This is a genomic window from Streptomyces sp. NPDC032745 (assembly GCF_055579465.1).
This window is the reverse complement of record NZ_JBVING010000004.1, coordinates 462,183-474,688: the sequence shown is the minus strand read 5'-3', so window position 1 is coordinate 474,688 and position 12,506 is coordinate 462,183. Positions and strand designations below refer to the sequence as shown.

Here is a 12,506-nt window from a genome sequence, read left to right as displayed (position 1 = left end):
TGCAGTTTTTCGACGTTGACGAGACCCCTCGGAGGGCCTGCGTGTCCGTTTTCACCTCTCTTGTTGTCGAGCTGGGCCGGTTCCTGGAGCCGGTACTGGCCGAGTCCGCGACCGCTGCCGCGATCGTGCTGTTCACCGTGCTCGTACGGCTCGCCCTGCATCCGCTGAACCGGGCCGCGTTCCGCGGTGCCACTCCGGTGGCCGGCTGTCTGCCCGTGCTGCTCCAGCTGCCGGTGTTCTTCCTCATGTACCGGGCCTTCTCCTCGCCCGGCGAGCTGCTGGACCACCAGCTGTTCGCCGCCCCGCTCGGGGCCCGGTGGAGCGATGCCCTCGGGGACGGCGGCTTCCTCGGGGCCCAGGGGCTGGTCTTCCTCGGGCTGTTCGCGGCGATTGCGGCGGTCGCCGCGTGGAGCGCCGTACGGGGGCGGCGGGCTGCCGCCTTGGCTGCTGCAGCGGCCGCTTCGGCTCCCGTGGCGGCCGTCTCCCGCGCGAAGGGCAAGTCCGGGGTCGCGGCCGAGGTGAGCGCCGAGCAGCAGGCGATGCTGCGCAAGCTGGGCGGCGTACTGCCGCTGCTGTCTTTCGGGACGCTGATCACGGCGGGACTGGTGCCGCTGGCCGCCGGGCTGTACCTGGTGACCACCACTGCGTGGTCCGTGGCGGAGCGGGCCTGGCTCCAGTACCGCAAGGAGGCGGCCGAAGGGCGCGAGCGTTCCAGTCTGTGAACAGGGTCTTGCGGATTGGGCGGCCATCTTGGAGGATCAACCAATTCTCCGATGGCCGCAACCCATCGGCAGGCCCGGGCTTGCCCATGGGCCGACCACCCACGACCACGGGAGAATGCCCATGAAGCTGCTGCGTGTCGGACCGGTCGGAGCGGAGCGTCCCGCGCTGCTCGACCAGGACGGGACCCTGCGCGACCTGTCCGGCCTGATCACGGATGTGGACGGCGCCCTGCTCGCCGACGACTCCGTGCTGTCCCGGGTACGGGACGCGGCGGCGGCCGGGGAGCTCCCCGTGCTGGCCGCGGAGGGCCTGCGGATCGGTGCGCCGGTCGGCAGGATCGGCAAGATCGTGGGCATCGGGCTGAACTACTTCGGGCACGCGGCCGAGATCGGTGCGGAGCCGCCGGCCGAGCCCATCCTGTTCCTCAAGGCCGCGGACACCGTGGTCGGCCCGGACGACACCGTGCTGATCCCGCGCGGCAGCGTGAAGACCGACTGGGAGGCCGAGCTCGGCGTCGTCATCGGCAGCACCGCCCGCTACCTGTCCTCCGCTGCGGAGGGCCTGGCGCACGTGGGCGGATACACGCTGGTCAACGACGTCTCGGAGCGCGAGTTCCAGATCGAGCGCGGCGGCACCTGGGACAAGGGGAAGAACTGCGAGACGTTCACCCCGCTGGGCCCGTGGCTGGTCACCGCCGACGAGGTCGAGGACCCGCAGGTCCTGGACGTGAAGCTGTGGGTCAACGGCGAGCTCAAGCAGGACGGCAACACCGCCGACCAGATCTTCCCGGTCGGCGAGGTCGTCCGGTACCTGAGCCAGTTCATGACCCTCTACCCGGGCGACGTCATCGTCACCGGCACCCCGGCCGGCGTGGCCATGGGCCAGCCGGAGCCGAAGCCGTACCTGCGGGCCGGTGACGTCGTGGAGCTGGAGATCGAGGGCCTCGGGCGTCAGCGCCAGGAGTTCAAGAGCGCGTAGCCGCGAGCGAGCAGGCGACCAGGCGAGCGGGCGAGCAGGCGAGCGAAGCGAAGGAGGGGGGCCGCCTTCGGCGGTCCCCCTCCTGTCCGGTCACATGCGGATGCGTGCGTGCGTAGGCCGTGCCGGTCGGTCAGCCCTTCGCGGACCCGCGGCGACGGCGGCCGGCGAAGACCAGGCCGGCGCCCGCGCCGAGCGCCGCGGCGCCGCCGCCCGCGATCAGGGCGGTCTGGGTGCCCGTGCTCGCGAGCGTGCCCGACCCGCCCGTCGCGGTCAGGTGGGTGTTGCCGCCCGAGGTCGTGCCGGTGGCCACCGTCTGCTGGACGCCGCCGTCCTTGCCCGCGTCCGGCTTGCCGGTCTGCGCGTCGGCGGCCTTGTCCTTGTCGCGTGCCGTGAACTGCCCGGTCTTCAGGAACTCGACGCGGTCCGCGGGCGTGCCGTTGATCGCGATGATCGCGGCCTTCTTCAGCTCCGGGCCGGCCTTGTTGAGCATCGCCCAGATCAGGACCATGTTGTCGTCGTCGCGCAGCTCGTACTGCGTGGTCGTCACGAACGTGCGCAGCTCCGCCGGGCTCGGGTTCCCCTTCAGGAGCGCGAGGATGCCCTCCTTCAGGCCCGGGCCGGCGCCGTCGAGCATGGTCAGCAGCGCCACCCGGTCGTCCACCGCCCGGATCTTGTGCTGCCCCGTCACGATGAACTCGCGGACCTGCTCGCGCGTCCCGCTGTCCAGCAACCGGTTGACCGCCTCGGTGATCCCGCGGCCCGCCCCGTCGAGCATCCGCGCCAGCTCGACCCTGTCGTCCTCGAAGCGGGCCGTGTGCTGCCCGTTCTCGAGGAACTCGGTCAGCGCGGCCTGGGTGTCCGTCTTCAGAGCGGCCTTGCCGGCCTTCTGCACGGCCGGACCGCCGACGCTGATGATCTGCGAGACCCGAACCCGGTCGTCGGTGAGCTGCTCCCGGGCCCACTCCACCTCGAGGAACTTCCGCATGGCCGCGGCCGATCCCTTGAGCGCCTTCTCGGCGGCCTCGCGTACGCCCGGCCCGCTCGCCGGGTCCGCGAGGATCGCCTGGATGGCGCTCCGGTCCTTCGCGGCTGCGGGGTCCTCGGCCGGGTTCTCGGCCGGCTTGTCCGCGGGCTTGTCCGCCTGCTTCTCCGCCGGCTTGTCCGCCGCCGGGTCCGCAGGCTTCCCGGCCTGATCCTGGCCCTCGGCCCCCCGGTCCTCGGCCCCCCGGTCCGGCACGCTCGGAGCAGCCGGCGTGGCCGGCGACGAGCTGTCGGCGGCGAAGGCCGGCGAGGCGAGCAGGACGGCCGGGGCTATCGCGGCGGTGGCGACGACCGATGCGATCCGGGGCAGCTTCACAGACGGATTCCATTCTTCACATGCGTGACGATCTTCAACTTGTGCAGGATAGATCGCCCGCGACCCGCAAACTGTCCATTTTCAGGACAAGGCAGTGCCCGTGCCTGTGCTCAGTTCGACGGTCACCCCGTCCCGGGACGACGTCCGCGCGGCCTCCAGCACGGCCAGGCACTGCGCCGCCTCGTGCGCGGTGACCGGCGCCGGGCCGCCCTCGCGCAGGGCCGCCGCCACCGCCGCGTAGTACGCGGGGTAGTCGCCCGGCACGGTCGGCACCGGGGCCCCGCCGCCGGTCAGCGGGGACTCGCCGGAGCCCACCCGGCCCCACAGGTGCTCGGGCTCCTCGCCCCACGGGCTCTCCCCGACGCCCGGCCGCTGCCCGTCGCGCAGGGCCGCCTCCTGCGGGTCCAGTCCGTACTTCACGTAGCCCGCGCGGGAGCCCAGCACGCGGAAGCGCGGACCCAGCTGCGCGGTGGTGGCGCTGACGTACAAGTGGGAGCGGACCCCGTTCGCATGCGTGACGGCGATGAAGGTGTCGTCGTCCGCCTCGGCGCCGGGGCGGCGTACGTCGGTCTCCGCGTACACGCGCACGGCCGGGCCGAACAGCACCAGCGCCTGGTCGACGACATGGCTGCCGAGGTCGTACAGCAGGCCGCCGATCTCCTCCGGGGCCCCGGACTCGCGCCAGCCGCCCTTGAGCTGCGGACGCCACCGCTCGAACCGGGACTCGAAGCGCTGGATCTCGCCGAGTTCGCCGTCGGCGAGGAGGCGGCGCAGGGTGAGGAAGTCGTTGTCCCAACGGCGGTTCTGGAACACGGACAGGAACGTGCCGGTCTTGTCGGCGAGGGCGGCGAGTTCGCGGGCCTCGGCGGCGGTGGCGGCGAGCGGCTTGTCCACGACGACCGGGATGCCGGCGCCCAGCGCGGCGGTGGCGAGCGGCACGTGGGTCTTGTTGGGGGAGGCGACGACGATCAGGTCCAGGGTGGGGGTGAGGTCCCAGAGCTCCTGCGCGGAGCCGGCGATCCGGACGTCGGGGTACGCCTCGCGCGCCTGGGCCTGCCGGCCGGGGTCGGAGGTGACGACCGTGTCGAGGACGAGCCCGTCCGTGGCCGAGACGAGCGGCGCGTGGAAGACGGAACCGGCGAGCCCGTAGCCGACGAGGCCGACGCGGAGGGGGGCGTTCGACCGCGTGGGGGAAGCGGAAGGGGAGGCGTTCATGCATCCACTTTGGCAACAGTGTTGCTTAAGTGCAAGGAGGGTGGACAATGGAGAGGTGGACTGGGCTAGCAGGAGCAACGGAAGCGGCGCGAACCTACCGGCGCTGCGCGGCCACAACGACGCGCTCGTACTCGCCCTGCTGCGCGAAGCGGGCTTCGAGGGCCTCGGCCGCACCGACCTCGCCGCCCTCACGCGCCTCACCCCGCAGGCCGTCAGCAAGATCACGGCGCGGCTGCGTGCGGAGGGGCTCATCGCCGAAGCCGGCCGCGGCGCGTCCACCGGGGGCAAGCCGCGGACGCTCCTCCAGCTGACCGCCGGCGCCCGGCACGCCGTCGGGGTGCACGCCGACCGCGACCAGCTGCGGGCGGTACGGGTGGACATGCTGGGCACCGTTGTCGACCGGTTCCGCGGCCCCCTGGACTTCGCGGCCGGACCGGAGGCCGTCGCGGACGAGGTCGTACGGGCCGTGAACGGGCTGTGCGGGGCGGCTGGCGCAGGGTCCCTGCTGGGCGTGGGCGTCGCCGCGCCGGGACCGCTCGACTGGCGGGCCGGCGTACTGGGCCGGGTGACGGGATATCCCGAATGGGAGGGGTTCCCGCTGCGGCAGGCGGTGGTGGACCGGCTCGGGCCCGACGCCCCGCCGGTGGTGCTGGACAAGGACACCAACGCGGGGGTCGCGGTCCCCGGCCGCCGGGCCGTCGGAACCTCCCTGTACCTGCACCTGAGCACCGGCCTGGGAGCCGGGCTCCGGCTGCGCGGCGAGGTCTTCCGCGGGGAACGGTCCGCGGCGGGGGAGTTCGGGCACCAGGTTCTGATGCTGGACGGCCCGCCGTGCCGGTGCGGAGGCCGCGGGTGCGCGGAGGTGCTGTGCCTGGCGGCGGTGGCCCGCGGGGACCTCCAGGAGGCGGCGCGGATCCTGGGCGAGGGCGCCGCGAACGTGGTCGCGCTCCTGGACGCGGACCGGGTGTGGCTGGGGGGACGGGTGGTGGACTCCGCACCGGAGGTCTTCGCGACGGGCGTCCGCCGCGTCCTGGAGGCCCGCAACCTGGGCGGCCCGGTTCCGGAGGTCGCCGCGTCCGAGGACGGTGTCGCCGAGGGCGCGGCGGAACTGGCCCTGGCCCCGCTCTTCGGCCGCGTGGGCTGAGACCGCGCCCGGGGGCACGGCCCGCAGACCGGCCGGACGGGGCGGGCCGGGGCGGGCCGGGGCGGGTCGGGTCGGGCCGGGCCGGGGCGGGTCGGGCCGGGGCGGGCCTGGGCGGGGCGGGTCGGGCCGGGGCGGGCCGGGCCGGGGCGGGCCTGGGCGGGCCTGGGCGGGGCGGGTCGGGCCGGGGCGGGACGGGAGGCGCGCGCCGGTGCGGCGGCGGGGCAGCGGGCCCGGTCCGGTGCGCCGATCAGGCGTAAAGCGCAGGACGCGGGCGCGGCACTGGCCTGGCGGTCTCGCGCGCGTGGCAGGGTGCGGGGAGGCCGGGGTGATTGTCGCCTCGTCCGACCATCCTCCCGTCCGGCGAGCAGCGAAGCGAAGGTCTTCCATGCGACTGCGCAAAGCCCTTGCCCTCTCCGCCGCCCTGGTCGCCGTCGCCCTCTCCGTGCCGAACGCCGCCGCGGACATCGGCAACGGCGGCGGCGCGCGGCCCGCGCCCGCGCTGCCGTCCCGGATCGAGGCCACCTGCGGCGACGGGAAGAGCACCGCCTTTCCCATCGGCGCGCGGATCCGCGGCGGGCCGGCCGTGTACCGGGCCGGCGGCGGGCCGCAGACCTGGTTCCTGGACCTCACGAACACGACGGACTCCGAGTGCACCGCCATCCACCCCGTCGTGGTGTTCACGGACACGGCCCGCGCCCTGCTCCCCGCCCACTTCCGCATGGAGTTCGAGACCCCCGGCGGGACCCTCCCCGTCAGCCTCGAGCGGAGTGACCGCGACGAGATCATCGCCGTCTTCGACGGGGGCGAGGCCTTCTCCGGCTTCGCCGTCCGCGGCGGAGGCTCCGTGACCGTCACGGTCCGCCTGGCGTTCGCGCCCGGCACCCCCGCCGGCGAGGTCGTGGCCGACGCCGCCCTCGTCCAGCGCCGGGCCGACGACGGCGACTGGGTCGGGGAGGCGGGCGGCTACCGGTTCTCCGTCGAGGGCCCGGAGGAGGAGACGGGCGCGGCGGGCTCCCTCGCCCACACCGGCCCCCGCGACTGGGCGTTCGCCGCGGGCGCGGCGGCCGCCTTCGCCGCGGGCGGCGGCCTCCTGCTGACGGCCCGCCGCCTGCGAACCCCCGCGTAGCCCGGCCGCCGCGGATACCCCGGGCTTGCCGGGTGTCCTGGGCCTGCCGGGTATCCCCGGCACCCTGGGCCCGCTGGTACCCCCGGCCCCGGCACCCTGGGCCCGCTGGTACCCCGGGCCCGCCGGGACCCCGGGCCCGCCGGCACCCCGGGCCCGCCGGGACCCCCGGCCCCGGCTCGCCGGGTATCACCGGCACCCGCGCCCCGCCCACCCCCCCGTATCCCGTCGCGCTGATCTGCGTACACCCCGTCCGCGTACAGTCCGAGGGTGGAAGAACAGAACCTGCATCACCGACCCGGCTCGGCCGTTCGGTCCGGGATTCCGGAGCACGGCCGCATCCCCAAGTACTACGCCGTCAAGGCCCTCATCGCCGACCTCCTCAACGACCTCGGCGAGGGCGGGCTGCTGCCCACCGAGCGGGATCTCGCCGAGCGGTACGAGGTGTCCCGCGAGACCGTGCGGCAGGCCCTGCGCGAGCTGCTCCTGGAGGGCCGGCTCCGCCGCTCCGGCCGCGGTACCGTCGTCGCCGGTCCGAAGCTCGAACAGCCCCTCTCCCTCGCGAGCTACACCGAGGGCGTACGGCGCCAGGGCCGCAGGCCCGGCCGTAACCTCATCGGGCTCGAGCAGTTCCCCTGCCCGCCCGAGCTGGCCCCCGGCATCGGCGCCGAGCCCGGCGAGCCCGTCTGGCACCTCGAGCGCGTCCTGCTCGCCGACGACGAGCGGGTGGGCCTGGAGAGCACGTACATCCGAGTGGCGCGGGCGCCCCGCCTCGACACCGAATTCCAGCCGGACTCCTCCTTCTACGGGTACCTCCTCGACCGGCTCGGGATCTCGTTCGGGGACGCCGACGAGAAGCTGGAGACCGTCCTCGCGACCCCCCGCGAGGCCCTGCTGATCGGCACCCCGCCGGCCCTCCCCATGCTGCTCATCCACCGGTTCTCCCGGGACCAGGACGGGCGTCCGCTGGAGCGGGTGCGTTCGCTCTACCGTGGTGACCGGTTCAGCTTCACGACCCACCTGCGCCCCGAGTAGCCGCCAGCGGATCACCGCCAAGGCGCCGAAAAGGGGCGTATTCAAGCCCCATGCAGATCACGAGACGGTAACGGGTCTAGTCCAAGCGTCGAGGGCTGTTCACCGTCCCGTTGCCACCGCGATCCCCCCGGTCCACGGGCCGCGACCACCGTGGAGCGCGTGAGAGTCATAGTCGTCGGAGGCGGCGTGGTCGGCACCATGCACGCCTGGCAAGCAGTCGAACGCGGCCACGAGGTCGTCCAGATCGAGCGAGAGGCGGAGGCCAGAGGCGCGTCACTGCGCAATTTCGGCCAGATCTGGGTCAGCGGACGGGCCGGGGGCGAGGAGCTCGAGACCGCCCTGCGGGCCCGCGAGCTCTGGGAGCGGATCGGCGCGGAGGTGCCCGGCCTGGGCTTCCGCGCGATCGGCTCCCTCACCCCGGTCCGCAACGCCCGCGAGTACGCGGTCGCCGAGGCGGCCGCCGCCCGCCCCGACGCCGCCGCCCGGGGCTACGAACTGGTCACCGCCGAAGAGGCGCGGGAGATCAACCCCGCCCTGCGCGGCGCCTTCGAGGCCGCCCTGTGGTGCGAGCGGGACGCGGCCGTCGAACCGCGCACCGCCCAGCTCCACCTGCGCGAGGCCCTCCGGGCGAGCGGCCGGTACACCTTCCTGCCCGGACGGGAGGTGCGCGAGGTCGTCGGCAACGGCGCCGTCCGCGACGACCACGGCGACGTCCACCAGGGCGACGCCGTCGTCCTCGCCACCGGAGCCTGGCTGTCCGGACTCGTCCGCGAGCTGGTCCCCGACCTGCCCGTGCGCCGCGTCCGGCTCCAGATGATGCAGACCGCCCCGCTCGGCGAGAAGCTCACCACCTCCATCGCGGACGCCGACAGCTTCCGCTACTACCCCGCGTACAAGAGCGACGCGCTCGACGCCCTCAACGCCGGGCAGGCGCAGGCGCCGATCGCCGCCGCGCACAAGATGCAGCTGCTGATGGTCCAGCGCCAGGACGGCGGACTGACCATCGGCGACACCCACGAGTACGAGCACCCCTTCGCGTTCGACACCCTCGAGGACCCGTACGCGTACCTCACCGAGGTCGTCGAGTCCTTCCTGGGCCGCCCGCTGCCCGAGATCCGGCGCCGCTGGGCGGGCGTGTACGCGCAGTGCACCGACACCACCCGCGTCGTCCACCGCCAGCAGGTGGCCGACGGCGTATGGCTGGTGACCGGACCCGGCGGCCGCGGGATGACCTGCTCGCCCGCCATAGCCGAGACCACCGCGAACGAACTGGGCTGGTAGAGAACATGAGCAACGCGAATCACACGTCCCACGGCCTGGTCGTCCTCGACATGGCCGGCACCACCGTCGCCGACGGCGGCCTCGTCGAGCGCGCCTTCGAGCGCGCCGCCGAACGCCTCGGCGTCGAGCCCGGCACCGCCGACCACGCGGCCAAGCTCCAGTACGTCCGCGACACCATGGGCGAGTCGAAGATCTCCGTCTTCCGCCACCTCTTCGGCACGGAGGAGATGGCCCAGCGCGCCAACTCCGCCTTCGAGGAGGCGTACGGCGAGCTCGTCGACGGCGGGCTCATCGCCCCGATCCCCGGCGCCCGCCAGGCCATCGAGAAGCTCCGGGCCGACGGCCGCACCGTCGTCCTGACCACCGGCTTCGCCCGCGTCACCCAGGACGCCATCCTCGACGCCCTCGGCTGGCAGGGCCTGGCCGACCTCACCCTCTGCCCCGCCGACGCGGGCGGCCGCGGCCGGCCCTACCCCGACATGGTGCTCGCCGCGTTCCTGCGCACCGGCGCCGCCGACGACGTACGGGAGGTCGTGGTCGCCGGCGACACCGCGTACGACATGCTCAGCGGCCGCCGCTCCGGCGCCGGGATCGTGGCCGGCGTCCTCACCGGCGCCCACGACCTCGCCGCGCTCACCGAGCACGGCGCGACCCACGTCCTCGACTCGATCGCCGAACTGCCCACGACCTTGCTGGAGTCGGCGTGAGCGGCATCCGCTTCGAGGGGGTCAGCGTCGCCTACGGCGCCGCCACCGTGCTGGACCGGCTCGACCTGACCGTCGAGCAGGGCGAGGTCATGGCGCTGCTCGGCCCCTCCGGTTCGGGCAAGACCACGGCGCTGCGCGCGGTCGCCGGTTTCGTACGGCCCGCCGCCGGCCGGGTGCTGATCGGCGGCCGGGACGTCACCGCGCTCCCGCCGCACAAGCGCGGCATCGGCATGGTCGTCCAGCAGTACGCGCTCTTCCCGCACATGCGGGTGGAGGACAACGTGGCGTTCGGCCTCAAGGCGCAGAAGGCCCCCAAGGCCGAGATCCCGGGGCGCGTCGCCGAGGCGCTGGAGATGACCGGGATGGCGGCGTACGCCAAGCGCTACCCGCGCGAGCTCTCCGGCGGACAGCAGCAGCGCGTGGCGATCGCCCGCGCGCTGGCGATCCGGCCCGGGGTGCTCCTGCTCGACGAGCCGCTGTCCGCGCTCGACGCGCAGCTGCGCTCCGGGATGCTCGCCGAACTTGCCCGGCTGCACCGCGAACTGCCCGACGTATCGATTCTGTACGTCACGCACGACCAGGTGGAGGCGCTGACCCTCGCCGACCGGATCGCGGTCATGGACAAGGCGCGGCTGCAGGACTGCGGCACTCCGCAGGAGCTGTACCGGGCGCCGCGCACCGAGTTCACCGCGTCGTTCGTCGGCAACGCCAACCTGCTGCCGGTCACCGTCGCGGACTCGGGGGCGCTCTTCGCGGGGCGGGCGCTGCAGCTGGACCGCGGACAGGCCGCGCCGGGCGCGAGCGCGACGCTGTGCGTACGGCCGCACCTGCTCGGCCTCGGGGCCGGGCCCAACGCGCTGACCGGCACGATCGCCGAGGTGCAGTGGCGGGGCTCGACGCACCGGCTGTACGTCGACGTCGACGGCCACCGCGTCAAGGCGGACCTGCCGGAGCTGCGCGAGACGCCCGCGCTGGGCGACACGGTGACGCTGCACTTCGAACCGCGGGACGCGGTGCTGCTGGCAGCTGGGGGTCCCCCCGGCGGTAGCCAGGGGGAGGGTGTCGGATGACTGAGGCCCCGCGCCTGGACGGGCGGCGAACAGCGCATCCACCGGGCACCCGGACCCCGGAGCACACCGAGGCCACGCCGGGCATCCCGCAGGGCGCTCCCGCGGCGGCGCCGCAAGCGCCCGCGCTGTCCGGCCGCCGCCCGCAGAACGGCACCACGGCCGGCCACGGCACCACCCCGTCAGGCTCCCGCACCCCGCAGGGGAACGGCGCCCCGCAGGGGAACGGCGCCCCGCTGGGGAACGGCGCCGGGCGGGGGCCGCGTGGCGTCCCGCGCTGGCTCTGGTCCGTACCGCCCGTGGCCGTGCTCGCGCTGGTCTTCCTCTACCCCCTCGCGCTGGTCGTCCAGCAGTCCCTCACCCCCGAGAACGGCGGCGGCGCCTTCGACGCCTACGCCTCCGTCTTCCGCTCCCACGCCTTCCGCGAGGCGCTCGGAACCACGGTCTGGCTGGCCGCCGGTGCCACCGTCGGCTGCCTCGTCCTCGGCTTCGCGCTCGCGTTGATCATCGCCTTCGTCCCGTTCCCCGGGGCGCGCGGCGTCGCGAAGTTCATCGACGTCTTCCTCTCCTTCCCCTCCTTCCTCATCACCCTCGCCCTGCTCTTCATCTACGGCACCGTCGGCATGGCCAACGGGCTCTGGACCGACGTGACCGGTGCCGCCGACGGTCCGTTCCACTTCCTCACCACCCCCTGGGGCGTACTGCTCGCGGAGATCACGTACTTCACGCCCTTCGTGATGCGCCCGCTGCTCGCCGCCTTCTCCCAACTCGACACGGCCCAGCTCGAAGTGGCCTCCTCGCTCGGGGCGAAGCCCGCCCGGATCATCCGGCGGGTGATCCTCCCCGAGGCCCTTCCGGCGCTCGCCGCCGGCGGCAGCCTCGTCCTGGTCATGTGCCTCAACGAGTTCGGGATCGTCCTGTTCACCGGAGCCAAGGACGTCACCACGCTGCCGATGCTCATCTACGGCAAGGCGATACTCGAATCCGACTACTCGGCCGCATGCGTGGTCGCCGTCGTCAACATCGCGATCTCCGTCGGCCTGTTCGGCCTCTACCGGGTGGTGAGCAAGCGTGCTGGTGCATAGCAGGACCGGCCGCTGGGCCGCGTGGTGCCTGTTCGGGCTCCTCTTCCTCCCCCTCTTCGCGCTGCCGCTGCTCGTCGTGGTGGCCGCGTCCTTCTCCACCCACTGGTCCGGCGCCTTCCCCTCCGGCCCGACCACCGGGAACTACGCCTCCGCCGTACAGGGCGAATCCCTCCAGGCGCTGACCACCTCGCTGGTGACCGCCCTCGTCGCCAGCCTGCTCGCGCTCACCGTCGGCACCTGGGCCGCGCTGGCCGCCGCCGGGTTGAAGCGACGCGGAAAGCGGTCCCTGGACGCCCTGTTCATGCTGCCGGTCGCCGTGCCGTCCGTGGTCGTCGGCCTTGCCGTCCTGGTCGCCTTCAGCAAGCCCCCGCTGCTGCTCAACGGCACCAGCTCAATCGTGATCCTGGCGCACACGATTCTTGTCACGGCGTTTGCCTATCAGTCGGTTTCGGCCGCCATCGTTCGTCTCGACCCCGCGTACGAACAGGCGGCGGCCTCCCTGGGCGCCCGTCCCGCGTACGTGCTGTGGCGGGTCAAACTCCCCCTCCTGCTGCCGTCCCTGACGGCGGCCGCCGGACTCTGCTTCGCCCTGTCCATGGGCGAGCTGAGCGCCACGATGATGCTCTACCCGCCGGACTGGATGCCCCTCCCGGTCCGGATCTTCACCGCCACCGACCGCGGTTCGCTCTTCGGCGGCTCCGCCGTCGCCGTGGTCCTGATGGCCGCCACCCTGTTGGTCCTCCTGGCCGTCTCCCGCATACGCACCAGAGCCACGTACCGCTGACTCCCTT

At 73.8% G+C, this 12,506-nt stretch carries 12 protein-coding genes; 10 read left to right on the top strand and 2 right to left on the bottom strand.

Annotated features, from left to right (window positions below; translation table 11 throughout):
* Positions 1-41: 41 nt before the first annotated feature.
* Positions 42-722 (top strand): YidC/Oxa1 family membrane protein insertase, encoded by a 681-nt coding sequence (locus tag ACZ5WG_RS13435; RefSeq protein WP_468722894.1) that lies wholly within the window; start codon positions 42-44, stop codon positions 720-722.
* Positions 723-843: 121 nt separating this feature from the next.
* Positions 844-1,701, top strand: coding sequence for a fumarylacetoacetate hydrolase family protein (locus ACZ5WG_RS13430; protein WP_468722893.1), 858 nt, complete (start codon positions 844-846; stop codon positions 1,699-1,701).
* A 130-nt stretch (positions 1,702-1,831) separates the two neighbouring features.
* On the opposite strand, the gene ACZ5WG_RS13425 is transcribed toward ACZ5WG_RS13430, so the two are convergent.
* Together ACZ5WG_RS13425 and ACZ5WG_RS13420 are read right to left on the bottom strand one after the other, a co-directional pair.
* Complete coding sequence (locus ACZ5WG_RS13425; protein WP_468722892.1) at positions 1,832-3,058, bottom strand: ALF repeat-containing protein; 1,227 nt, start codon at positions 3,056-3,058, stop codon at positions 1,832-1,834.
* An 81-nt stretch (positions 3,059-3,139) separates the two neighbouring features.
* Positions 3,140-4,273 (bottom strand): Gfo/Idh/MocA family oxidoreductase, encoded by a 1,134-nt coding sequence (locus ACZ5WG_RS13420; protein ID WP_468722890.1) that lies wholly within the window; start codon positions 4,271-4,273, stop codon positions 3,140-3,142.
* On the opposite strand from ACZ5WG_RS13420, the gene ACZ5WG_RS13415 reads away from it, so the two are divergent.
* The 8 genes from ACZ5WG_RS13415 to ACZ5WG_RS13380 all read left to right on the top strand — a co-directional run bounded on the left by ACZ5WG_RS13415 (position 4,272) and on the right by ACZ5WG_RS13380 (position 12,499).
* Entirely contained in the window at positions 4,272-5,417 is a 1,146-nt protein-coding gene (locus tag ACZ5WG_RS13415) for an ROK family transcriptional regulator (RefSeq protein WP_468722888.1), read from the top strand. The two genes, ACZ5WG_RS13420 and ACZ5WG_RS13415, sit on opposite strands and share 2 nt — an antisense overlap.
* A gap of 385 nt (positions 5,418-5,802) precedes the next feature.
* Positions 5,803-6,543, top strand: coding sequence for a hypothetical protein (locus ACZ5WG_RS13410; RefSeq protein ID WP_468722886.1), 741 nt, complete (start codon positions 5,803-5,805; stop codon positions 6,541-6,543).
* Positions 6,544-6,810: 267 nt separating this feature from the next.
* Positions 6,811-7,575: a GntR family transcriptional regulator gene (locus ACZ5WG_RS13405; RefSeq protein ID WP_468722885.1), complete on the top strand. Its 765-nt coding sequence runs from the start codon at positions 6,811-6,813 to the stop codon at positions 7,573-7,575.
* A 159-nt stretch (positions 7,576-7,734) separates the two neighbouring features.
* Positions 7,735-8,856 (top strand): TIGR03364 family FAD-dependent oxidoreductase, encoded by a 1,122-nt coding sequence (locus ACZ5WG_RS13400; RefSeq protein ID WP_468722884.1) that lies wholly within the window; start codon positions 7,735-7,737, stop codon positions 8,854-8,856.
* Between the two features lie 5 nt (positions 8,857-8,861).
* Positions 8,862-9,563, top strand: coding sequence for a phosphonatase-like hydrolase (locus ACZ5WG_RS13395; protein WP_468722882.1), 702 nt, complete (start codon positions 8,862-8,864; stop codon positions 9,561-9,563).
* Positions 9,560-10,633 (top strand): ABC transporter ATP-binding protein, encoded by a 1,074-nt coding sequence (locus tag ACZ5WG_RS13390; protein WP_468722881.1) that lies wholly within the window; start codon positions 9,560-9,562, stop codon positions 10,631-10,633. Before ACZ5WG_RS13395 ends, ACZ5WG_RS13390 begins: the two co-directional genes overlap by 4 nt.
* On the top strand, positions 10,630-11,715 hold the full coding sequence (locus ACZ5WG_RS13385) for a 2-aminoethylphosphonate ABC transporter permease subunit (RefSeq protein WP_468722880.1): 1,086 nt from the start codon (positions 10,630-10,632) through the stop codon (positions 11,713-11,715). The genes ACZ5WG_RS13390 and ACZ5WG_RS13385 overlap by 4 nt, the downstream gene beginning before the upstream one ends.
* Positions 11,702-12,499, top strand: coding sequence for an ABC transporter permease (locus tag ACZ5WG_RS13380; protein WP_468722878.1), 798 nt, complete (start codon positions 11,702-11,704; stop codon positions 12,497-12,499). Before ACZ5WG_RS13385 ends, ACZ5WG_RS13380 begins: the two co-directional genes overlap by 14 nt.
* Positions 12,500-12,506 lie beyond the last annotated feature (7 nt).

Coding starts and splice junctions, on each gene's coding strand:
- ACZ5WG_RS13420 (WP_468722890.1), bottom strand. CDS start 4,273: ATGAACGCCTCCCCTTCCGCTTCCCCCACGCGGTCGAACGCCCCCCTC.
- ACZ5WG_RS13385 (WP_468722880.1), top strand. CDS start 10,630: ATGACTGAGGCCCCGCGCCTGGACGGGCGGCGAACAGCGCATCCACCG.
- ACZ5WG_RS13430 (WP_468722893.1), top strand. CDS start 844: ATGAAGCTGCTGCGTGTCGGACCGGTCGGAGCGGAGCGTCCCGCGCTG.
- ACZ5WG_RS13395 (WP_468722882.1), top strand. CDS start 8,862: ATGAGCAACGCGAATCACACGTCCCACGGCCTGGTCGTCCTCGACATG.
- ACZ5WG_RS13410 (WP_468722886.1), top strand. CDS start 5,803: ATGCGACTGCGCAAAGCCCTTGCCCTCTCCGCCGCCCTGGTCGCCGTC.
- ACZ5WG_RS13415 (WP_468722888.1), top strand. CDS start 4,272: ATGCATCCACTTTGGCAACAGTGTTGCTTAAGTGCAAGGAGGGTGGAC.